The organism is Ferruginibacter profundus (assembly GCF_054783275.1).
This window is the reverse complement of the sequence record NZ_BAAGQW010000001.1, coordinates 732434-753586: the sequence shown is the minus strand read 5'-3', so window position 1 is coordinate 753586 and position 21153 is coordinate 732434. Positions and strand designations below refer to the sequence as shown.

Annotated in this window: 22 protein-coding genes; 6 read left to right on the top strand and 16 right to left on the bottom strand. The window is 39.6% G+C overall.

Annotated elements, in window-relative coordinates; all coding sequences use genetic code 11:
* Positions 1–164: 164 nt before the first annotated feature.
* Entirely contained in the window at positions 165–383 is a 219-nt protein-coding gene (locus tag ACYVM0_RS02975; RefSeq protein WP_460552226.1) for a hypothetical protein, read from the top strand.
* Between the two features lie 189 nt (positions 384–572).
* Here ACYVM0_RS02975 and ACYVM0_RS02970 read toward each other — a convergent pair whose 3' ends face one another.
* Both ACYVM0_RS02970 and ftcD read right to left on the bottom strand, forming a co-directional pair.
* Complete coding sequence (locus ACYVM0_RS02970) at positions 573–1439, bottom strand: alpha/beta fold hydrolase (protein ID WP_460552223.1); 867 nt, start codon at positions 1437–1439, stop codon at positions 573–575.
* 150 nt (positions 1440–1589) lie between these two features.
* Positions 1590–3239, bottom strand: coding sequence for a glutamate formimidoyltransferase (gene ftcD, locus ACYVM0_RS02965; protein WP_460552220.1), 1650 nt, complete (start codon positions 3237–3239; stop codon positions 1590–1592).
* Positions 3240–3442: 203 nt separating this feature from the next.
* On the opposite strand from ftcD, the gene ACYVM0_RS02960 reads away from it, so the two are divergent.
* Positions 3443–4738: an acetyl-CoA hydrolase/transferase family protein gene (locus ACYVM0_RS02960; protein WP_460552217.1), complete on the top strand. Its 1296-nt coding sequence runs from the start codon at positions 3443–3445 to the stop codon at positions 4736–4738.
* Between the two features lie 77 nt (positions 4739–4815).
* On the opposite strand, the gene ACYVM0_RS02955 is transcribed toward ACYVM0_RS02960, so the two are convergent.
* The 7 genes from ACYVM0_RS02955 to ACYVM0_RS02925 all read right to left on the bottom strand — a co-directional run bounded on the left by ACYVM0_RS02955 (position 4816) and on the right by ACYVM0_RS02925 (position 11993).
* The gene (locus ACYVM0_RS02955) at positions 4816–5229 is read right to left on the bottom strand and encodes a hypothetical protein (protein WP_460552214.1); all 414 of its coding nucleotides are present in this window, start codon (positions 5227–5229) and stop codon (positions 4816–4818) included.
* A gap of 5 nt (positions 5230–5234) precedes the next feature.
* Positions 5235–6512, bottom strand: a complete 1278-nt coding sequence (gene hutI, locus ACYVM0_RS02950; RefSeq protein ID WP_460552211.1) for an amidohydrolase family protein — start codon at positions 6510–6512, stop codon at positions 5235–5237.
* Positions 6513–6551: 39 nt separating this feature from the next.
* Entirely contained in the window at positions 6552–7955 is a 1404-nt protein-coding gene (locus ACYVM0_RS02945; RefSeq protein ID WP_460552208.1) for a UDP-N-acetylmuramate--L-alanine ligase, read from the bottom strand.
* Between the two features lie 4 nt (positions 7956–7959).
* Positions 7960–9177 (bottom strand): TCR/Tet family MFS transporter, encoded by a 1218-nt coding sequence (locus tag ACYVM0_RS02940; RefSeq protein WP_460552206.1) that lies wholly within the window; start codon positions 9175–9177, stop codon positions 7960–7962.
* A gap of 55 nt (positions 9178–9232) precedes the next feature.
* Positions 9233–9703 (bottom strand): hypothetical protein, encoded by a 471-nt coding sequence (locus tag ACYVM0_RS02935; protein ID WP_460552204.1) that lies wholly within the window; start codon positions 9701–9703, stop codon positions 9233–9235.
* Positions 9704–9839: 136 nt separating this feature from the next.
* A complete protein-coding gene (locus ACYVM0_RS02930) occupies positions 9840–10769 on the bottom strand; it encodes a hypothetical protein (protein WP_460552201.1) in 930 nt (309 codons plus the stop codon).
* A 69-nt stretch (positions 10770–10838) separates the two neighbouring features.
* Positions 10839–11993, bottom strand: a complete 1155-nt coding sequence (locus tag ACYVM0_RS02925) for a hypothetical protein (RefSeq protein WP_460552198.1) — start codon at positions 11991–11993, stop codon at positions 10839–10841.
* Positions 11994–12561: 568 nt separating this feature from the next.
* On the opposite strand from ACYVM0_RS02925, the gene ACYVM0_RS02920 reads away from it, so the two are divergent.
* Entirely contained in the window at positions 12562–12966 is a 405-nt protein-coding gene (locus tag ACYVM0_RS02920; RefSeq protein ID WP_460552195.1) for a hypothetical protein, read from the top strand.
* Between the two features lie 369 nt (positions 12967–13335).
* Entirely contained in the window at positions 13336–13626 is a 291-nt protein-coding gene (locus ACYVM0_RS02915; protein WP_430988927.1) for an isoamylase early set domain-containing protein, read from the top strand.
* An 88-nt stretch (positions 13627–13714) separates the two neighbouring features.
* On the opposite strand, the gene ACYVM0_RS02910 is transcribed toward ACYVM0_RS02915, so the two are convergent.
* Complete coding sequence (locus tag ACYVM0_RS02910) at positions 13715–14161, bottom strand: peptidylprolyl isomerase (protein ID WP_460552192.1); 447 nt, start codon at positions 14159–14161, stop codon at positions 13715–13717.
* 96 nt (positions 14162–14257) lie between these two features.
* Complete coding sequence (locus tag ACYVM0_RS02905) at positions 14258–14632, bottom strand: RNA recognition motif domain-containing protein (RefSeq protein ID WP_460552189.1); 375 nt, start codon at positions 14630–14632, stop codon at positions 14258–14260.
* Positions 14633–14779: 147 nt separating this feature from the next.
* On the opposite strand from ACYVM0_RS02905, the gene ACYVM0_RS02900 reads away from it, so the two are divergent.
* Positions 14780–16252, top strand: a complete 1473-nt coding sequence (locus tag ACYVM0_RS02900) for a Gfo/Idh/MocA family protein (RefSeq protein ID WP_460552186.1) — start codon at positions 14780–14782, stop codon at positions 16250–16252.
* Here the strand turns inward: ACYVM0_RS02900 and ACYVM0_RS02895 are convergent, their stop codons facing one another.
* The 4 genes from ACYVM0_RS02895 to ACYVM0_RS02880 form a co-directional block, all read right to left on the bottom strand.
* Positions 16253–16864: a cupin domain-containing protein gene (locus ACYVM0_RS02895; protein ID WP_460552183.1), complete on the bottom strand. Its 612-nt coding sequence runs from the start codon at positions 16862–16864 to the stop codon at positions 16253–16255.
* Positions 16865–17336: 472 nt separating this feature from the next.
* Complete coding sequence (locus ACYVM0_RS02890) at positions 17337–17912, bottom strand: peptidylprolyl isomerase (RefSeq protein ID WP_460552180.1); 576 nt, start codon at positions 17910–17912, stop codon at positions 17337–17339.
* 80 nt (positions 17913–17992) lie between these two features.
* Positions 17993–18604 (bottom strand): hypothetical protein, encoded by a 612-nt coding sequence (locus tag ACYVM0_RS02885; RefSeq protein WP_460552177.1) that lies wholly within the window; start codon positions 18602–18604, stop codon positions 17993–17995.
* Positions 18605–18735: 131 nt separating this feature from the next.
* Positions 18736–19188: a nuclear transport factor 2 family protein gene (locus tag ACYVM0_RS02880; RefSeq protein ID WP_460552175.1), complete on the bottom strand. Its 453-nt coding sequence runs from the start codon at positions 19186–19188 to the stop codon at positions 18736–18738.
* Between the two features lie 61 nt (positions 19189–19249).
* Here ACYVM0_RS02880 and ACYVM0_RS02875 point away from each other — a divergent pair, with 61 nt between their 5' ends.
* Complete coding sequence (locus ACYVM0_RS02875) at positions 19250–19621, top strand: hypothetical protein (RefSeq protein WP_460552172.1); 372 nt, start codon at positions 19250–19252, stop codon at positions 19619–19621.
* Between the two features lie 105 nt (positions 19622–19726).
* On the opposite strand, the gene ACYVM0_RS02870 is transcribed toward ACYVM0_RS02875, so the two are convergent.
* The gene (locus tag ACYVM0_RS02870; RefSeq protein ID WP_460552169.1) at positions 19727–21121 is read right to left on the bottom strand and encodes a type III PLP-dependent enzyme domain-containing protein; all 1395 of its coding nucleotides are present in this window, start codon (positions 21119–21121) and stop codon (positions 19727–19729) included.
* Positions 21122–21153 lie beyond the last annotated feature (32 nt).

Here is a 21153-nt window from a genome sequence, read left to right as displayed (position 1 = left end):
CATAAATGTAGAATCTTGTAGGAATATTATTACCCGTAGAAATACCTGTTTCGGCTAATAAAGGCGTTTTTTTATTGCCTGAGGAATACTAAAAACATGTACAGTGCAGTCTTTTTTTTAATTTTCATTATCTACATACAACAGGGATTAACTGCAAACAAATAATGATGTACCGTGAAGTTAACTCCGGCGGCAGTTTTGGTTGTTTGCCATTGCGCCACAACATTGGCACAGCAACAATCATTGATACAATAAACATCAACCTGCCGGCACCAGGTATTGTACAAGCGTATAAAAAAGTTATCCCCGATCAATACTTAAAATTACTGAGGGCAAACAGGATGCGGAATCTATCCAATCTATACCGGCTGCTCCGGGAATGATGAATGACGTGAAGAATATGCTGTGAGGATTCATTAAAACCGAGAAGATTATTAAGCAGTTATTTTTAGGTTTCTGTTATACCTTTTGGTGGAGAACAATTTTTATTTCTTCATACAAACCCATGAAGTTTTTAAGAGAACTCAGCTTCGCCCTTATAATAACCTGCAGCACATTAATTGTACTAGTCATTAATCCTTCACTCCAAACAACGCCTTCGTATCGGGCCTGTAATATGGTTTGCTAAAAAATCTTTCTACTGTAGCATTAAATAATTCGGGTTCTGTTTCCGGCATCATGTGTGTACCACCGGGAAAAATACAGAGCCAGGCTTTTTGCAGGTTCTGATAGATCTGTAAAGTGTGGGCTTCTTTAATTACATCTTTATCACCGCCTAACACCAATGTTGGCGCTTTAATAGTATTAACCTGCGCTAAAGAAATATGCGGTTGCTTGCCCAGCAGATCGTTTAGTTTTTTATACAAAGGGAAATTGTAGGTGGTATCTTTTTTAGCGATCATGCTATCAAGGTAATGATTGCTTTGTGCTACCATTTTAATGGCCCATTCATATACTGCGCTGCTATCGGGTTGCAGGTTGGCTCCCATTAAAGCCATCATCTTTACTTTGCCCGGATGACGGATGGCCATCAGTAAACTTTCAATACCACCATCGCTCCATCCGATGATGTATGCAGAATCAATATGCAACTGATCCAGTAACGCCGACCAGTCATCAGTGATCTGTTCGTAAGTCAATGCCGCTTTGCCTTCTTCGGATCTGCCTTGTGCACGGCTATCGGCAACAATCACTTTGTATCTGGTTTTGAAATATTCTATCTGGTTGGCCATTGATTTTACACTGCCGCCATTGCCATGTATCAATACCATCGGAGCGCCCTCGCCATAGATTTCATAATACATTTTGATACCATTCACAGAGGCGTATTTTCCCGCTGCAGGGTTTTCACCGTAAGGTGTGGAAAATGTTTTTTGCACCTGTGCAAAACCAGCTTGTGTAACCATGCAAATACAAATGAAACTGAATAATTTTTTCATGAAAAAGGTTTTAATGGCGAATTATTTATTACTGCAATTGAAATTAAACGTAATGATTGATAAAAGGTGAGTAATCCTTCATCAATTGCCGATTGTATGGTATGAAATGTAAAAATAGTAACCATAACCCTTACCAGTCATTTGCCACACTTAAATACCAATCTTCTCATTTACTATTTGCAGCACTTCCGCCTCTGCGGCAATAATACCGTCTTCAATGGCTTTTCCTTTGGCAATAATATCGGTAACATAAACTTTATCATTGTAGCCGCCTGCATTGATACGCACGTTCATGAATGCGCCCATAACGGCACTGCGTATACACAAGGCACCCACACCTGCATCACTCACCGAATTGGGATTACCGATTGTTGCCATGGCTTTTACCAGCTCCATGCTGGCGGCAGCCGTCTGCATTACTTTAAAAGGAATTTCAATAGCGAATTTTGTTGCGGCCTGTATGGCTTCGGTTCGTTTTGTTTTTTCTTCTGGCGTTGCCTTTGGCAATGCAAATGCTTCCATAATTTTATTGAAGGCAGCAGTATCTGCATCTACCAATTTTACCAGTTCGTTTTTGTATTGTTGCCCTTTGGCTGCCCAGTTGCTGAACTCTTCCCAACGGTCGTCCCAACCTTTTTTATGCGACGACAGGTTTGCCACCATTGTCGCCAGCGAAGCACCCAATGCGCCTACATAAGCTGCAATGGAACCACCGCCGGGTGCAGGGCTTTCACTTGCTGTTTCATCAGCAAAATCATTCAGTTGCATGCTCACCAATTTACTATCCGCTTTATTGGCTAATAAATATTCAATGATCCTTTCTTCGGGTTTAAAAGCGCCGAGTTCATCCAACCCCATTGATTTAATAGCGATCCTGATCAGTTCTTTTTCACTAACCCCCACACTGCGTTGTTGTTTTTGTAAAAAATATTTACCGGCATCCAGCATTGCTTTTAAGGGGATCAATCCTACCAGTTCACTTCCGGTAACCCTGATACCTCTTGCGGTGGCTTTGCTGCAGACCTCATCAAAAGCAACATGCACGGGAGTAATATTGATATTGGTGAGGTTCATGGAAATTTGGGCCACACCATATTCTTCAATAAACCAGCCAATAGCTTTTACACTTTTTAAAGTACCGGGCTGATGTATTTTAACGCCATCTTTTTCAATATTTCTTCCTGCTTCACGTACATCAAATGCAATGGCATTGGCACGGCGTGTGGAAGTGGTATTTAAATTGATATTATACGCTACTAAAAAATCCCTTGCACCAATAACAGTACCGCCACGCCTGGCATCAAATTCTGTGGGGCCAAAATCGGGTTTCCATTCCGGTAATTTTATTTTTTTAAAGAAACCTTCATATTCGCCGGCACGGATTACTGATAAATTGCTGCGCTGTTTATCGGGTTGTGCGGCTTCGTAGAGATACACGGGAAGCTCAAGCTGTTCGCCTACACGTTTTGCCAGTTGTTGTGCATATGCCGCAGTTTCTTTCATGGTAATGTTGGCAATGGGTATCAGCGGGCAAACATCAGTTGCTCCCATACGTGGGTGTTCACCTTTATGTTTGCTCATATCAATTAACTCACCCGCTTTTTTAATGGCCCGGAAAGCAGCTTCTATAACGTTGGCTGGTTCGCCAACAAAAGTGACTACGGTTCTGTTAGTAGCTTTACCGGGGTCTACGTTTAACAAACGTACCCCGTCCACTTTTTCAATGCTGTCTGTTATTTGTTTGATGATATTGAGGTCATTGCCTTCGGAAAAATTGGGAACACATTCAATAAGTTGCATAAATTAATTGTTAGATGTCGTTCGTGAAACGTGAATAGTGAATCGTCAACAATCCACCGTTTGCTATCCGTAAAAATAGTTTTTCTTTGCGGGGCTGCAAAAAAACCGGAGCCGATATTATTTTAATCATATGACGACATGACAAAACTCTGTTTTTATAATTTTGAAATGCCGCATTTTTGCGGTAATAAATATAAAACAATATGATTCATCCCTACAATTACGTGCCTGCACAAGAGGCATTATCCATTATCCAGAGTGGCATGCGAGTGTTTATGCATGGCGGCGTGTGTACGCCCCTGCACCTGTTACATGAGCTGGCTAAAGAAAGCCACCGTTTAAAAGATGTTGAACTGGTTTCCATTACCGTAAAAGGCGATATTGAAATTGATAAACCACAATACCAGGACGCTTTTCATATCAATTCCTTATTTGTATCTGCTGCGGTACGTGATGCTGTTGCAGAAGGCAGAGCTGATTTTGTACCTGTGTTTTTAAGCGATATTCCCGACCTGTTTAAGAATAAGATATTGGAACTGGATGTGGCTATCGTACAGGTTTCTCCTCCTGATATTCATGGGTATTGTTCATTAGGATTAAGTGTGGATATTGCCCGTGCGGCAGTGGACAGTGCCAAACAAATTATTGCGCAGGTAAATCCATTGATGCCCCGTACACATGGTGATGGTATGATACATACCGACCGGTTTACAAAAATGGTTTTTCATAAAGCAGACCTGCCTGAAGAAAGTTATGGCAGTAAGGTGGGCGAAAACGAAATGATCATTGGTAAAAATATCACCAACCTGATTGATGACGGCAGCACTTTGCAAATGGGCATTGGTACAATACCTGATGCTGTGTTACGGTATTTAACCAATCACAAAGACCTTGGCGTGCATACCGAAATGCTGAGCGACGGTATCATTGACCTGGTGGAAAAAGATGTGATCAACAATAAAAAGAAAGCGATTCACCCTAATAAAAGCGTGACTTCGTTTGCGCTGGGCAGCAGAAAATTATACGATTACCTTAACGATAATCCATCATTTGCTTTTTTGGATATTGACTATGTAAATGATCCGCATGTGATACGGCGTAATCCTAAAGTGATTGCCATCAACAGTGCCATTGAAGTGGATCTTACCGGCCAGGTATGTTCCGACAGTATCGGTAAATTACAATTCAGTGGTATCGGGGGGCAAATGGATTTTATGCGTGGGGCTGCATTAAGTAAAGGAGGCAAACCTATCATTGCATTAAACAGCCGAACCAATAAAGGCATTCCACGTATTGTACCTTATTTAAAAGAAGGGGCAGGTGTGGTTACTACAAGAGGCCATGTGCATTACGTGGTTACTGAATATGGCGTGGCCTATTTATTTGGCAAGAATTTACGGCAGCGTGCAAAAGCCTTGATTGATATTGCACATCCTGATGACAGGGAAATGCTCACACAACATTGTTTCGACCGCTTTAAAATATTCCTGAAAGACTAACAAAGAGTGCAGTAGACAGAGCGAAAATTAAAAGTATTTTCGCTCTGTCTTTTAATTTTTTATTCCTGCAATAGTAATTAATACAGATCGAAGAATGCCTTCTTGCTAATCAGCTTCATATAGCCTTTACCTTTTGCCGGATCAGCACAAGCGCAGGAATATTCATAGCCATTGTTACCGTCTGTTTTAGAGATGATCAGTTTTGTGGTACTGTATTTATATTTTCTTGCTGCTTTACTGTTGGTAAGTGTTTGAAAAATCTCATACGTACAATCGCCTGTCCAGGTAATCCTGAATTGGGTTTTAACCTTTGTTACCGTGTTCCTTTCGTACTGGTATTTATTTTTTCGTTGTACGATCACGGTATTGCCCAACGTATCGGTGTAAGAAAAAAATCCCCTGTGATAAATTTTACAACTGCTGCTATCGGCCTGTGCAGAAACCGGGTTACTTAATACCACTATTACCAGGAATAAGACTATTGATTTCATATTTATTAAATGAAGACTCCTTTGATCATTACCTTATCAATTAAATTATTACCAAAAGCATACGGTAAATAAGCCAATGAAGGTATGGGCTTTGTAAAGATCAGATTGGCATTTTTACCAATGGAGATGCTACCCACTTCGTGTTGTAATTCCATAGCATAAGCACCATTGAGGGTAGCTGCATTGATGGCCTCCTCCGGCAACATTTTCATTTGTATACAACTTAAAGCCACTACAAAATTCATATTGCCACTGGGGGATGAACCGGGATTATAATCGGATGCCAAAGCAATCGCACAATTATTGTCAATTAATATTCTTGCAGGTTGATAATTCATACGCAGAAAAAATGCAGCCGTAGGCAACAAAGTCCCGATCATGCCAGGTAACGCACCCTGGCCTGAAGTGCGGGGTGAACCGGCCTGTCTCAACAATGTAATATCGGTTTCTGTCATTGTTTCCAGGTGATCAACAGAAACTGCATTTAGTTTTATTGCCGCTTCCATGCCGCCGGTTGAATTGAGTTGATTGACATGCAGCTTTGGTTTTAAGCCATAGCTCATTCCTGCTTTACAGATCGTTTCTGTTTCTTCAGGCGAAAAGAAACCGGTTTCGCAAAACACATCAATATAATCAGCTAATTTTTCCCGGGCAATTACGGGCAGCATTTCATTAATGATAAGATCAATGTATCCCTGGTGATTTTCTTTATATGCCTGCGGATAGGTATGTGCACCTAAAAATGTTGCTTTAATGGAAAGATCAGATTGCGCTTTCAATTTTTTTATTACCCTCAGCATTTTTAATTCACCATCTACCGTTAAGCCATAACCGCTTTTAATTTCGATAGCCCCGGTACCTAACTGGCTCACTTCTTCCAGTCTTTTCCAGGCATGTAAAAACAAAGCCTCTTCGCCGGCCTCATTTAATTTATTGGCAGAGTTTAAAATGCCGCCGCCTTTGGCAGCAATACCGGCATAGCTCATTCCCTTTATCTTATCAATAAATTCTTCTTCCCTGCTTTTTGCAAAAACCAAATGTGTATGGCTATCGCACCAGCAGGGCAACACCAATTGACCTGCTGCATTAATTATAGCTGCGGGCAATTGCGGTACTTTTAATTCCAGTTCGTACATAGCACCATATTCAGCAATGATGCCATCCTCAATTAAAATAAAAGCATTTTCAATTGAAGGCAGGTTTGCTAATGCTGCACCACGAAGAAGTGTATGCGCTTCTCTTGTGCCAATAAGTTGTTGTATGTTGGTGATAAGCGTTGTCATTGTTTATCGTGCCGTTTACATCATGGTCAGACGGGGGCGTCAGACCATGTTGTAAACTGATTTACTGAATGTTTCTAACGAAGGGTCCCTGGCTCCCATCAATAATAAAACGGCATTGCCTGCTAAATGCGGCCTTACCATTTCTACAAAATTATTTCTGTCTTCTGCAAAAAATGCCTGTTTGCCCAGTGCCTTAATGTCGTTGATAAGATCGTTGGCAGAAATATCTTTTACCGCTGTACCGCCGGCATAAAAAATTTCACTCATCCATATTTCATCCTGTGGCCTTAGTACATGAGCTAATTCCTTTACAAAATCCTGGCGTAAAAATCTTGTGGGGCCATAACCATGCGGTTGAAACCAGGCGACCACTTTATCGGCCAAAGGTTGACAGGAGGCAATAGCTGCAGCGCATTTCACCGGGTTATGTGCATAATCATCAATCACCCATACGCCGTTTTTATTGCCTAGTATCTGGTTGCGGCGATAAATACCTTCATAATTTTTTAAAGCTGCTGCACAGGTTTTTAAAGCAACACCTAATTGATGCGCTACTGCTGTTGCCGCTAAAGCATTTTCCATATTGTGCCGGCCAATGGCGTGAATGGTGAATGGAGCCTGGTCGTGATTAGTGAGACCTTGGGCGTGGGTGGTGTATGCAATTTCAAATCCGGCTTGTTTAAAATCGCTGGCGATATACCCTGCGCCGGATTTTTCATCAGATGAAAAATCATGTTGTATATTCTGTGATAATTGTTTTGCCAATGCATTAGATTGATTGACAATAAAAATATCTTTTGTATTCTTTTTAAATGTGCCGAATATCTGCATCAGTTCATCGATCTCCTGGTGGTCTTTATCAATATTTAATAACAGGCCCACTTCCGGATAATATTGTACAATGCTGCCATCGCTTTCATCAGCTTCAATTACCAGCCACTCTCCTGCACCTACTTTTGCATTACCGATTTTGCCTTCTTTAATAATACTGGTTAACCCGGCGCCACTGATAATGCTGGGTTGCATACCGGCGTGTTGTAAAATATCAAACAGCATGGCGCTGGTAGTGCTCTTACCACTGGTGCCGCCTACTGCAATTGTTTTTTTACTTTTTGCAACCAGGGACAGCACTTCGCTTCTTCTTAAAATAGGAATATTTAATTGTTTTGCTTTTACCACTTCTGCCACGGTATCTTCAATAGCAGTGGATACTACTACCAGGTCTGTTTCGGTAGTGATACCATCCCCGTTTTGTACAAAACATCGTATCCCTTCTGCTTCTAATTTTTCTTTTATTTCGTTATACTCACCGTCTTTAAAATAACGATCGCTGCCACTTACATTTTTTTCTATACCGGCAAGGTATTGCGCAACAGCACTCATACCTACGCCTGCAATGCCAATAAAAAAAACGTTGTTGAAATTTTTTATATCGTTGATCATACTGTTAAACTGTTTTTCCGGGATGTAATGTTTTAAAAGCAATAATAGCGGCGGTTGCCATTAATATAGCACCTAAAAAAAACGGAGCACCGGGCAAATACATGGGCGCCTGGCTGTGTGTAAAATAAAAGAAAATCTGGTTCATCACCAGCGGCCCTGCAATGGCAGCAAGACTCATAATACTGGTAAGTGCGCCCTGCAATTCGCCTTGTTCATTCGGCGGTACTTTACCTGCCATTACAGCCTGTATAGCTGGCTGTGCCACACCACCTAAACAATACGGAACCAGGAACACAAACATCATCCAGCTCTGGTAAGCAATACCAAATAAGACCATACCAATGGCGTACAATGTTAAACCAAGGTAAATACTTTTTTCATTTCCAATCCTGGGATTGATCACACGTGTTAAGCCACCTTGTACCAACCCTACCAATACGCCCACTACGCCCAACGAAATACCTACTGTTTTTTTATCCCAGTTAAAACGGTGAATGGTAAAGTAATTCCAGTTACTCATCACTGCATGCGCAGCAATATAAACGCATAACATGCTCAAAATAAGTCCGCCAATAGCAGGAAACTTTTTAAGCTTCAATAATGAGCTTACAGGGTTGGCTTTCTTCCAGTTAAATTCCCGGCGGTTTTCTGTTTTTAAAGATTCGGGCAACACAAAAAAACCGTATGCGGCATTTACCAATGCTAAAGTGGCGGCGGCATAAAAAGGCATGCGTTCTCCTAGCTGTCCTATAAAACCTCCTAACACAGGGCCTATAATAAACCCAAGCCCGAATGCTGCCCCGATCATACCAAAATTTTTTGCTCTCGTTTCCACAGTACTTATATCTGCTATATAGGCAGCCGCTGTTGTAAAACTTGATCCTGTTATTCCTGCAATGATCCTTCCGATAAACAACCATCCATAAGAAGGTGCCAATGCCAGAAAAATATAATCAATACCAAAACCCAGCAGAGAAAATAACAACACCGGTCTCCTGCCATACTTATCGCTAAGATTTCCCAATACCGGGGCAAACAGAAATTGCGTGACCGCATACGCCACTGTAAGGTAACTGCCGTATTTAGCAGCAGTGCTGATATCCACATGCTTTAAGCCGGCAATCAATCCCGGCATTACGGGAATAATAATACCAAATCCGATCACGTCAATTAAAAGTGTGATAAAAATAAATCCTATTGCAGCGTTCTTGTTACTGGCCATAAAAGATGTCGATCTGGTTATAATTCTTATGCTAATTTATAGCTTAAATGCAATACTATAATTTGTTTATTTCACGCAGGTAATCATATTGCAGGTCTTCATGCAAACCAGCAATTGATTTGGTTATTTTTTTCAGCTGGTTGTTGTAGATGTTTGAAAGCACGGTATTATTACTGATGTAGATATTCGCCCCTTTCATCTTTGTGCAAAAATAAATCAGCAATTCTATTTCAACAGTAGCAAGGCCGCTGTAACGGATGTATTTACTGGTAGTGCGTAATATTTTGCGTAAGGTCTTCTTTACAAAATATACATTGCTCTTATTCATCTCTGCAAACTGAGCATCTATTTCAGCCTTTACACTTTCTATGTAAGCAGTAGTATCATGGGCTTCAAAAAGTAAATACGTCAGCAGTTCTTTATTCTCTTTTTTAAACCGGGCAAGCCTTACACAAAGTTCTATTACTTTGGCAGGTGGCGTTTCCGACAATTCCTGTTTTAGCTCATTGATTGTTGCTGCTTTCATACTGCTAAAATACAGCGTTTAATTTTTTTAGGTTTGGTTTTCCTCAAGTAGGTCAGCGCAATACAATAATGATACCGGCTTATTGCCACAACAATTGCACGAACAGATGAAATTAATGGAATGCAGCAGAGAGAATTTACGAGAGTATTTTATTTACTTTACCAATCAATACCCCATTATGATACACCTGCATGGTGTAATTTCCTTTGAGGTATTTATCTGCTGTTAAAGAAAAATTAAGTTGTTTTGCTTCGCCTTTTGCAGTTTCGCAACGTAGTTTACAGGAGTATATTTTTTTATTGCCTTCTGCCGTTTCAAAACTGCCCGATTCCCATGCAGATTTTTGTAACACCTGCCCGTCAGGCTGTACTACTACTATTACAATATCACATTTACTGCTCATGTTACTTTTAACAGTAAATGAACCTACCAGCTTTTCTGTTTGCCCGGCTTCATTGGTTTCCTGCTGATCATTATTGGCCAATGCCGAAAGGTTAAGGTTGGCCGCACTTAACGACATGGCATTTACTTTTGCTGCAAGCGTTTTATTCTCTTTCTCCATCAGCCTGGAATTATCTTCCATATTCTGTGTTTCTTTCGACATCTGCTCCAGCAATGCTTTTAATTTAGCATTCTCATTTTCAACATCTGTATTCCTGTACCGCAACTGGGTTACTTTTTGCTGCAATTCACCAATTTTTTTCCGGGCCATATCCAGGTCACCGGCATTGGGAGCCTTGGCTTGTAAAAGTGTGGCAATCTCATCCCTCAGCCTGTAAAATTCTTTCAGGTTGATATCCAGGTTTCCCTTTAAAGAATCTGCATAGTACCATGCCGTATCCAGGCGGTTATCTAATCCATTCAATGTTACCTGGTAAATTTTAAGCAGCGAATCCCGTGTGCTGTCGGGTATTGTTGGGGCAGCATTTTTTGCAACCTGTGTTTTAGTATTATCATCCTGTATCTGGTGATAATACTGGTAGCCCCATGTGCACAATAATATAATGGACAAAAGAAACAGAACCGATGATAACAATAAAAGTGATAATGATTTGGTATCTCTCATGAATTCCCGAATGTATTAAGGATGAAGGTTGATAATAACATACTGCGTACAGTGTTGTACAAAAAACAACTACTGTTTACCAATATGCTGATCCACGTATGCAGAAATCCAACCCACCTGGCCGTTTTTTACAAGAAAGAATTGTTTCTTTTCATAAATTCCTTCAAACTGCCTCATGATTTTTAGTAAAAGGCCTGTTCCTGCCATTAAGGATTTTTGATCAAACACCTGGTTTACTCTTTTTACTTCTTTGGCAATGGCCAGCTTATCCAGTGATTTATCAGTAATAGATTTTGTAATGGCCTCATCGGATATCGAGGGATAATTTTTATATAATCGTTCGCTGAATTTAAGTACATCGTCATAAGTAACAGGTACCACCGAATTACTGTTCAACTCCGGGTACAGTAAGGTAGCCACCGACCAGGCAATACCTCCGCTGAAAGCAATATAATCACTCATAGGGTAAGCACCGCTTTCATTAACCATATAAGTGATCTCGGAGTTTTCGGCTCCGGTAAGCACTCTCGTTAATTGTTTATTGAAATTGTCAATGGTCTTATCGTCCTCACATCTTTTTTCAGTTGCATTAGCTGTACTTTTTGTTCCCCAGCTTAATTGAAAAAGCTTAAGCATTTTTGTATCTCCGTTAGGGAAAAAACCACCCTTGGTATTACCACTTCCTATGTCAATTAAAAAAGTAGTGTACCTTCTTGATTCCGGCACAATACCCAGGTGAGATAACTTTGCTTCCTGTAATACATCCACTACTTCTACTTCACGCTGTGGCTCATTTACTTTTTGTTTAAACGAATCAATCAGGTTTTGAATAAAAACATTTTTATTATCTTTTTCAGCCTGGCTTTTTACACCACTGCTTACTACAGTAAAAATGCTTTCGGTAGAAATATTATATTCCTTCTTTGCAATAGCATACAGATTAGACAATGCGTTTAGCGTAGCCTGGAAACTTGAGGGAGAAAAAGTAATAAAATCAGAATTTATTGAAGTGTCTTTAAGCACATTAAATGCCCCTGTTTTTTGTGCATTTTTACCAATTTCCAATACACTCATCTTTACGCCCTTGGCGCCCACTTCAATTCCTGCATAAACAGCAGAATTATCGTATTTAAGTTTGAAACTATTTTGTGCCACTGCAATAGAACCGCCAGCCAATAAAATAAAAGCCGTAAAGGATAAACGTTTAATGTTGATAGGGAACATCTGGGTAAAATATTTTTTTAAAATTACTATAATATGTTAACCTGTTAAAGCTCAAAGCCTTATTGTGAAAAAAATGTGACTAAACTTTTAGGGGGGTGTACAATAAATTTTTAGCTGGATAAAAAGCGGGAATATGCATTTTAAAGCAATTTTTTGCGTTTTTTCTACCCCTTAAATATGGTTGGCTGTAATTAAAGAATTTTTACAAAACTCAATGCCAGCAAGGGTTTAAAGATTTTTTTAACTATTTTGGAGTAATAAAAACTGTGTAAAGTGGATTTAAACGGTCCAAAAACCCGCAGTATGTTTGCATCAGAATTAATCAGTGCTCTTACAAATACCACAGCCACACAAGAATTTTAAAATAAGCTGTAGTCACTGTTTCTTCCTTTATAAAAAGTTGCTTTAAGCACTTTATCCGTTGCCTGCCATATCGAAAAAATCTAACCATTCAGCCTGCTACATGAATAAGAGAGTAAACCCGTTGACTGTATACAGTTAACACCATTATAAAAAAAGAGTAACCTTTAAAAACGGTATTAATTAGTAACCTTTAAATTAAAACAAAATGAAAAATTTGAAAAACATCACCACGGCTTTTATCGCAGTTGTATTATTTGCTACTTCTGCTTCAGCCCAAACTGCTACAGCAAAAACTGCAAAAGCAGACGAACCATTTACCGTAAAATACATTGGTAATGAAGATGACTATCTTTATTTCCAGGTAGAGATCAACACCGGTAACAGCAACTTTTCTTTGCTGAAAATTAACGACAAATCAGAAGGCGAGCTATATTCTCAAAGCTGGAAATCAAACTTAAAATTGCAAACATTTAAGATTGAGAAAAAAGATGGCCAGGAATTAAACTTTAAATTGTTATCAGGCAGCAAAGTGTACAGTAAAACTTTCTCTGCTACAACAAGCCTTAAAGAAACTACTACTGTAAACGAAAATGATATGGTGGTACTGTAAGTTGTAAAGCAATTTACCGATACTGTATTTCCCTGGAAAAGCTAAACTAAAACTAAGCTTGTAAGTACTTTAAATAAAGTATTTGCAAGTTTTTTTATTTATCCCCGGTCGCTGTTCAGCAGGGTAATTACATTAAATAAACAATACTAAACCCGGGCCTTGGGTTACCTTTTCAAAAAAAAGGTATTAATCCATGAAGAAATTAATATCTGAATTATTTTGCAGCTATTACTTACGCTGCCGGACTTTACAATAAGATATTCGCTGAACGAAGCGCCTTCTCTGCATGCTATAATAAAAATTTTATTCTTTTTGTAAGCGTCACTATTGGCGCATACAATCAAATATTTTTAACTAAAAAGAAAACAAATGATCCAGAAAACGTATTTTAAAACCAAGGATTACTGCAAGGTAAAATTTGTGTTTACTGCTGAAAATGCCGAAACAGTAGAAGTACTTGGCTTAAACAGCGATTGGAAAAATTCAGTTATAATGAGTAAGAAGAAAGATGGCAGCTTTACCTGCGATGTTTCTTTACCCAAAAACTCTCAGCACCAGTTTAAATACAGGGTTAACGAAACTACCTGGGTTAACGAACCTGAAGCAGATAGCGAAGTACCTAACGAATTTGGTGGCAGTAACAGCCTGATTAATTTATAATAGTGTTTTTTTATAGTTAGTGATTGTTAATGAACAAGGCCGGTTATTTAAACCGGCCTGTTTTATTTTGTTATTCTCTGAAAGATGATCAGAGTAATATTACCTTTTCCATTACATCACCGCCTCTTATATCATCAATTACATCCACGCCTTCGATTATTTTTCCAAAACAGGTATGCACACCATCAAGATGTTTGGTATTGCTGCGGTTATGGCAAATAAAGAATTGTGAGCCCCCGGTATTCAGTCCCCGGTGTGCCATCGACATCACTCCCCTGTCGTGAATTTGTTTTACACCTTTGGTTTCACATTTTATCGTATAGCCCGGGCCGCCGGCACCAGTGCCATCCGGGCAACCACCCTGTATCATAAAATCAGGGATCACCCTGTGAAAGGTCAGTCCATTATAAAATCCTTCGGTAATTAATTTTTTAAAATTAGCTACGGCAATCGGGGCATCGTCATCGTATAATTCAAATTTTAAAACACCCTTTGCGGTATGTATTTCTCCTTTTGTAAATGCTATTTCGCTCATAGTTTTATTTTTTTGCTGTACGCAGCAATACCGTGCCGTATCCAGCTTAGTTAATACTAAATAAATTTGTGGGAACAGTTAAGCAGGCAGGTGCCCTTAATAACGGTTTCTGTCACGGTTAAAATTACCCCTGTCATTACCACCACTGTTTCCTCCGCCACGGTAACCTCCGCCGCCGCCTCCACCATTATAACCACCACCGCCACCGCGGTTGCCTGAAGGAGGTCCGCTACGCTCTTCAGCTTCTTTAATTACCAATGGTTTTTTTCCCAGTGATATTTCATTAAGACTATCCATCGCATCCTTTGCTTCGGTGCGGTCAGGCATATCAACAAAACCAAAGCCGCGGCTTTTTCCGGTTTCTTTATCAATAGCAACTTTGGCAGATGCTACCTTGCCAAATTTTTCAAATATTTCTTCCAGTTCGGCATCATCCAGATCATACGGTAAGCCAGCAACAAAAAGTTTCATATAGATATTTTTTGTAAAAGTAAGTAACTTATAGCTTCTTTCTTTTAATTACTGTTATTTTAAAAATATTTAAAAATACAGGGCTGTTTCTGAAATTTTGATTTAAATTAAATTCTCAAACAGGTATTCACTCAAACGCTCGTTAATATGAAAAAGAAAAAAAATGCTGCGGCAGAAAACAATTCACGCAGAAGCTTCCTTAAAAACAGTATCGCATTAGCAACCGGTTTTTACATTATTCCCCGGCATGTATTGGGGGGACGTGGATTCATCGCTCCCAGCGACAGGTTGATTGTTGCAGGTATTGGTGCAGGTGGTAAAGGCGAAAGCGATCTGAATGAATTTTTTAAAAGTGGCAAAGCCGATATTGCTTTTTTATGTGATGTTGACGACAGGCAGGCTGCCACCAGCAGAGGCCGTTTTCCTAAAGCAAAATATTATAAAGATTTCAGGGAGATGCTGGATAAAGAAAGTAAAAATTTTGATGCGGTTTCTGTTTCCACTCCTGATCATAATCACGCTATACAAGCCATGGCTGCCATGCAACTGGGTAAGCATGTGTATGTACAAAAACCGCTTACCCATGATATTTATGAAGCCAGGATGCTTACCCAGGCGGCATTAAAATATAAAGTGGTTACACAAATGGGTAACCAGGGCTCATCCGGTGATGGCGTAAGGCAATTGATGGAATGGTACAATGCCGACGTTATAGGGCATGTACACGATGTATATGTATGGACAGACAGGCCGGTGTGGCCGCAAGGCATTGCTTGGCCGGGCAAACCGTCTCCGGTTCCCGATGAATTAGATTGGAACCTTTGGTTAGGCACTGCCCCAAAGAAAGATTACGTAGAAAATATAGCTCCGTTTAACTGGCGTGGCTGGTGGGATTACGGTACCGGCGCATTGGGCGATATGGGCTGTCATTTAATTGAAGCGCCATTCCGGGTATTGGGGCTTGGCTACCCTACCGAAGCTACCTGCAGCGTTAGTTCTTATTACACCGGTCCGTTCAGGCGTGGTTATTTTCCCGAAAGTGCACCGGCTGCATCACATGTTACTTTAAAATTCGAAAACAGGAAAAGCAGGGAACATACCATTTTACATTGGATGGATGGCGGTATACAGCCCGAACGCCCCGATGAATTAGGGGCCAACGAAATAATGGGTGATGGTGGCAACGGTGTGATCTTTGTGGGCACAAAAGGGAAAATGATGTGTGATACTTATGGCGCTAATGCAAGGCTGCTGCCGCTTTCCCGCAATAAAGAAGTAAATACTCCCGTAACCATTGCCAGGGTACCAGGCGGCGCAGGTGGCCACTATAAACAATGGGTGGAAGCATGTATGGCCGGCTACAATAGTAAAGAGGCAAAGAACCTGAGTTCTCCATTCAGTATTGCAGGACCGTTAACCGAAACAGTTTTAATGGGTAATCTTGCTATCAGAAGCTACGATGTAAGAAAAGAAAGAGCTGCCGAACCCGGCAAATTTGATTACCCCGGCCGTGGCATAAAATTATTGTGGGATGGTGATAATATGAAGATCACCAATTTTGAAGAAGCCAATCAATTTGTAAAAAGAAGTTACAGGGAAGGCTGGAGCCTGGGCATATAATTACGCTGCTATTCTCTGCAGGATTACCTTGCAGGGAATAGCAGAAGTTACTTTTACTACATGCGATTTATACAACGGGATACTTAGTGTATCCCCTGTGGTAAGCGAATGTACTTCGTCGCCAATAACAATATCACAAGCTCCTTCAACCACAAGAAATTTTTCAAACTCATCATGATGAATTTCCTGCGGCGCCATTTGTTTTATCCATACAATGGCAGTAGTTATCGTTGGCGTATACCCGATAATCCGGGCATGTAAATCAGGTAAAACTGCAGGTGCCTGCAAATCACCCCGGCTCAGCCATTCATCAAATTCGGCAATTGTGGAATTTTCATTTATTACCGGGGGAAAACATACAGCTTCTCCGTTTTTGATCCTTTCACTATAATCAATGGCTGCTAATAAAAAAGGTTTTACAGTTACTTCCGGTACAATGGCATCAGAAACAGCGTAATCCAGCAGTGCTTTCTCTATGCTTTCAATTTCAGCGGCAATTTCAGGATGCATCACAGCCATACGCTCAATTTCTTTTGCTTCTGCTGTACTGGCATTGCCCAACACATATAATTCCAGAACGCCTGATTCGATAAACTCTTTTATGCCTTGCATTATTATTTGATAATTGCTGGTTAAGCTGCAAAATTATACCCTTTGCGGATAGTTATTTTAAATAGTTTGTAGTTTGATAAAATTCTACAAAAATCAATAAAACTTAGTACAGCAAAGGCTTTGGCTATAAAAAAACGGCAAAAAAATTTGCTAAACCGGAATATAGTTATACTTTTGTACCAACGATTCAATGCCTGTTATCAACCACCTCCCTCAATAGTAAAATCTTTTCAACTTTATTCCGTATTCCGTATCTGCTGAAAACCAGGTTTTTAGGCCTATTTTTTAATCATTAAAACCGTAAGAAATGAAAAAGATTTACGCTCCTGTTGTGGCAGATACATTTGCTGCTATTGGAATTATTGCCGCATTTTATGGATTTTTAGCTTTAGTTGCACTTGTAGCATACTAAACCTGAACTTGCTATTAACTTATCATGGGTTTTGCAATGCAGAACCCTTTTTTATTGCACTTAAAGCCTTTCAATATTCAATATTGTTACGGGGCGGGCAAATGACTGGCCATTGGCAGGCTGGCTTTGTATTTCTCTCACTATCGTCATGCCACTTACAACCCTCCCGAAAGCCGCAAAGCCCAACCCATCCGGATTGGCTGTTGTACTGCTGTCGAAATCCGGATGATCTCCGATACAAATAAAAAATTCGGTGTTGGCAGATCCTGCCACATTTCTTGCCAGCGAAAGTGTGCCTGAAGTATGCGATATACCGGTTTGGCGGGGCGATTCATGAGGAATACCGGGTATACTAACGGCTTTTTTGTTATCGCTTTGCCATATGCCACCCTGAATAAGGCCGGTATTGTTATTTGATGCCATCGATTCTTCTAATAAAACCCTGTAAAAAGAGCTTTTTTTATACAAACCTGCATCAACATAAGATAAAAATGCAGCTACTGTACCGGGTGCTTTATCCGCAAAAAGCTCGGCTTCAATATTGCCATAATTAGTGCTTATTTGTATGTGCGGATTTTTATTACTGTTGCAGGAAAATAACAGTAACAGGCCGGCAATGATAACAAGTTTATTCATACAGGCAAATTACCTATTTATTTGGTTTTATCCTGTACAGGCGCAAATAAAAAAGCCGGTATAAAACCGGCTTTTACAAATTAGTTTTTAGAAACGTACCGCTGATTATTATAAATATCTGCCGTAGCTAACAGGTTCTTGGGAAATACAGCTGCTTTCTTTTTATTGGTAAAAAAATTAAAAGCTTCGTTGTTATCCCTTATTAATGCTTTCATCAGTTCAGGTGTATAAGCTGCTATCTGGCCATCATCGCCTGATTGCAGGTAAAATTTTTCGGTGGTGTTATGGCCATTATAATATTTCAGAGCGAATACATTTAGCTTTCCCTTAGCTACTCTAACAGCAAAACCAGGTAGCGCTTCTACAGCTACATAGCTTGGCTTTGCAGCACTGAATTCCTTCTGAGAAATGGCATAGTGTTCCTTACTCTGGTAGGCTTTAATGTCGTTAGCTGTAATTATTACGCCCCCGTCAGCAACAAGATGAGGCGTTTTAAAAACTCCGGTAACAAGTTTTAAACTGGTATAATTTTTTACACTGCCGTCTTTCATCTGTACAAAACAGGTGCTTTCTTCTTTGGCACTTTCCATTTCGGCTTTGTGCTGGTCGATGGAGTTTTTACTTGATGTACAGGAGTTTAGCAAGACTAAAAGGCATACTGCGCCTTTAAAAAGGGGTACATTTGTTTTCATTTTATCAGGATTTTGCTAATAACGTATCAGCAAAACTATTATTGTGTCAAATGAGGTAAATGATTACCCATATGATACACAACTCCCGGTTTCAGCAGGCTCGTAAAATACAACCATACATAATCCCTTTTCTATTCGCAGCCCTTCTTTTTCCTGGTATCAATAAGGTACTGAACTTTCCACTCCCCATTTATTTTCACTAATTGAAAGGAATCGATACCACAATGACTGAAAACTCCCTTGTAATAAAATTTATAGGGAGCCCATACAATTGCTAACGGGCCATCAATTTTTATTACATCATACACAATTCTTTCATCAGCATCTCCCTTTGGCAGTTTACTTACAGCCATTGCAAAGCCACTTACATTATCATTCTCTATTCTTACTCCGCCATCCTTGTCTCTGCCAACAGTTTGTAAAATAGCATTATCTGCAAAAGCCGTTTTTAATAATGTGGTATCACTGTTCTTCATACCCTCAAATAATTTACTGATCACTGTTTTTACAGAATCCTCTGCCGACTGGGCTTTTGAGGCAACAGACAGTATAATAAAAGTTAAAAAAAGTAAAAACTGTTTCATAAAAAATTCATTTATTCTTTTTTGGTAAAATAATTGCTATGTAAATGTATAACCAAGTTTCATGAAAAAATACAAAATACACCAATGGTTACCGTTACTATTTACTATGGTGATTTTTTCGGCCTGTAATAAAAAAGATTATCCTGAAAACAATGTTGAAAGACAGGATAAATTTGAAAACGTAAAAGCGGCTGATGATAATTATACCCCTCCACCCGTAATTACTATTGCAGATGAGTTGGCCAAAAGCAATAAAGACGGAGAAATGTTTTACGACAATGAATATGGCTACCGCTACTGGAAATTTTGTGATGGCCGGTATTACCTGGATGCCAAATATGAATCAGGGGCAAAGCCGGATAAAAGAATAGCCAAAAGAAATACAAAAAAACACCACAAGCGGCATACGGAAACTGATTATGCCCATGAATGACACATAATAATTTCCCCAACCCTACGTTAAATAAGTAAGCGGACAAAAAAACCGCTTCTGTAAAATAGCCCACCTGCAGGAAATAGTCTTGTGGGCTTATTTTTTTTAATACCCCAGTATCTTCAGCATACTTTGCGCCGTTTGTTCCTTGGCGTATACCCAATCTACCAGTTTCCCGTTTTTATCGTGTCCCACAATAATATGCTTTGGCGATGGAATAAGGCAATGTTTAATACCTCCGTATCCGCTTATCTGGTCCTGGTAGGCACCGGTGTGAAAGAAGCCAACATACAGAGGTTCGCCCTCACCCACTTTTGGCAGAAATACTTCATTAATATGCTCTTCACTATCGTAGTAATCGTGGCTGTCGCAGGTAATGCCACCCAGCACCACACGATGATACTCATTATCCCATTTATTGATGGGCAGCATTAAAAACTTTTCTCCTATGCCCCAGGTATCAGGCAAGGTGGTAATAAAAGAAGAATCGATCATGTACCAGGTTTCCTTATCGTTCTGGTTCTTTTGCCCGATCACGCTGTAAATATGTGCCATGCTCTCACCCACTGTATAGCTGCCAAATTCAGTAAAAATATTAGGCATCGGTACTTTACTCTTCTTACATGCCACTTTAATATTTCGTACAATTTCGTTGATCATGAACTGGTAATCATACTCAAAGCCCAGTGAGTGCTTAATAGGAAAACCGCCACCGATATTTATCGAATCCAGCTCAGGGCAGATCTTTTTTAACTGGCAATAGAGATTGATCACTTTATTCAATTCACTCCAGTAATAAATATCATCTTTAATACCCTTGTTTAAAAAGATATGCAGCATTTTTAACTGAAAGCGGTGTTCGTTGCCTTCAATCTTATCTACATAAAATTCTAAAATATCTTTTGCCCTGATGCCCAAACGGGAAGTGTAAAAAGGAAAATTCGGTTCTTCATCTGCGGCTACACGTATACCCAGGTTAAAAGGAACTTTTACTGATTTTATATAAGCCCGTAATTCTTCTACATTATCCAGTACAGGAATTACATTTTTAAATCCACTGTTTAATAAACCTGCAATACGGCTGGTATAGGGCTTTTGCTTAAAACCATTGCAGATGATGAAAGTATCTTTATTGATCTTCTTTTTGGCGTATAATTTTTTTATGATGTCGATATCATAGGCATAAGAAGTTTCCAGATGAATATCATTCTTCAACGCCTCTTCTACAATAAAAGAAAAATGAGAGCTTTTAGTACAGTAACAATAATTATATTTTCCCTCGTACTTGTGCCGTTTAAATGCATTGGCAAACATGGTTTTCGCCTTGTTGATCTGCTTACCAATTTTTGGCAGGTAGGTCAATTTCAGTGGCGTACCATATTTATCTATCAGTGCTTTTATATCAAGATCGTTGTATTGTAAATACTCATTTTTTACTTTAAAATCTTCCTGGGGAAAGTTAAAGGTTTGATGTACGAGGTCGTTGTACGTATTATCCATTTACTGAACTGCTTAATTGGGTGAGTGAAATT

What these genes read in the sequence shown, in the direction of transcription:
- ACYVM0_RS02935 (WP_460552204.1), bottom strand. Translation starts at nt 9,703, where the DNA reads ATGAAAGCAGCAACAATCAATGAGCTAAAACAGGAATTGTCGGAAACG.
- ACYVM0_RS02930 (WP_460552201.1), bottom strand. Translation starts at nt 10,769, where the DNA reads ATGAGAGATACCAAATCATTATCACTTTTATTGTTATCATCGGTTCTG.
- ACYVM0_RS02905 (WP_460552189.1), bottom strand. Translation starts at nt 14,632, where the DNA reads ATGAAACTTTTTGTTGCTGGCTTACCGTATGATCTGGATGATGCCGAA.
- ftcD (WP_460552220.1), bottom strand. Translation starts at nt 3,239, where the DNA reads ATGCAACTTATTGAATGTGTTCCCAATTTTTCCGAAGGCAATGACCTC.
- ACYVM0_RS02920 (WP_460552195.1), top strand. Translation starts at nt 12,562, where the DNA reads ATGAAAAATTTGAAAAACATCACCACGGCTTTTATCGCAGTTGTATTA.
- ACYVM0_RS02910 (WP_460552192.1), bottom strand. Translation starts at nt 14,161, where the DNA reads ATGAGCGAAATAGCATTTACAAAAGGAGAAATACATACCGCAAAGGGT.
- ACYVM0_RS02885 (WP_460552177.1), bottom strand. Translation starts at nt 18,604, where the DNA reads ATGAAAACAAATGTACCCCTTTTTAAAGGCGCAGTATGCCTTTTAGTC.
- ACYVM0_RS02875 (WP_460552172.1), top strand. Translation starts at nt 19,250, where the DNA reads ATGAAAAAATACAAAATACACCAATGGTTACCGTTACTATTTACTATG.
- ACYVM0_RS02870 (WP_460552169.1), bottom strand. Translation starts at nt 21,121, where the DNA reads ATGGATAATACGTACAACGACCTCGTACATCAAACCTTTAACTTTCCC.
- ACYVM0_RS02925 (WP_460552198.1), bottom strand. Translation starts at nt 11,993, where the DNA reads ATGTTCCCTATCAACATTAAACGTTTATCCTTTACGGCTTTTATTTTA.
- ACYVM0_RS02915 (WP_430988927.1), top strand. Translation starts at nt 13,336, where the DNA reads ATGATCCAGAAAACGTATTTTAAAACCAAGGATTACTGCAAGGTAAAA.
- ACYVM0_RS02945 (WP_460552208.1), bottom strand. Translation starts at nt 7,955, where the DNA reads ATGATCAACGATATAAAAAATTTCAACAACGTTTTTTTTATTGGCATT.
- ACYVM0_RS02975 (WP_460552226.1), top strand. Translation starts at nt 165, where the DNA reads ATGATGTACCGTGAAGTTAACTCCGGCGGCAGTTTTGGTTGTTTGCCA.
- ACYVM0_RS02970 (WP_460552223.1), bottom strand. Translation starts at nt 1,439, where the DNA reads ATGAAAAAATTATTCAGTTTCATTTGTATTTGCATGGTTACACAAGCT.
- hutI (WP_460552211.1), bottom strand. Translation starts at nt 6,512, where the DNA reads ATGACAACGCTTATCACCAACATACAACAACTTATTGGCACAAGAGAA.
- ACYVM0_RS02900 (WP_460552186.1), top strand. Translation starts at nt 14,780, where the DNA reads ATGAAAAAGAAAAAAAATGCTGCGGCAGAAAACAATTCACGCAGAAGC.
- ACYVM0_RS02880 (WP_460552175.1), bottom strand. Translation starts at nt 19,188, where the DNA reads ATGAAACAGTTTTTACTTTTTTTAACTTTTATTATACTGTCTGTTGCC.
- ACYVM0_RS02890 (WP_460552180.1), bottom strand. Translation starts at nt 17,912, where the DNA reads ATGAATAAACTTGTTATCATTGCCGGCCTGTTACTGTTATTTTCCTGC.
- ACYVM0_RS02955 (WP_460552214.1), bottom strand. Translation starts at nt 5,229, where the DNA reads ATGAAATCAATAGTCTTATTCCTGGTAATAGTGGTATTAAGTAACCCG.
- ACYVM0_RS02940 (WP_460552206.1), bottom strand. Translation starts at nt 9,177, where the DNA reads ATGGCCAGTAACAAGAACGCTGCAATAGGATTTATTTTTATCACACTT.
- ACYVM0_RS02895 (WP_460552183.1), bottom strand. Translation starts at nt 16,864, where the DNA reads ATGCAAGGCATAAAAGAGTTTATCGAATCAGGCGTTCTGGAATTATAT.
- ACYVM0_RS02960 (WP_460552217.1), top strand. Translation starts at nt 3,443, where the DNA reads ATGATTCATCCCTACAATTACGTGCCTGCACAAGAGGCATTATCCATT.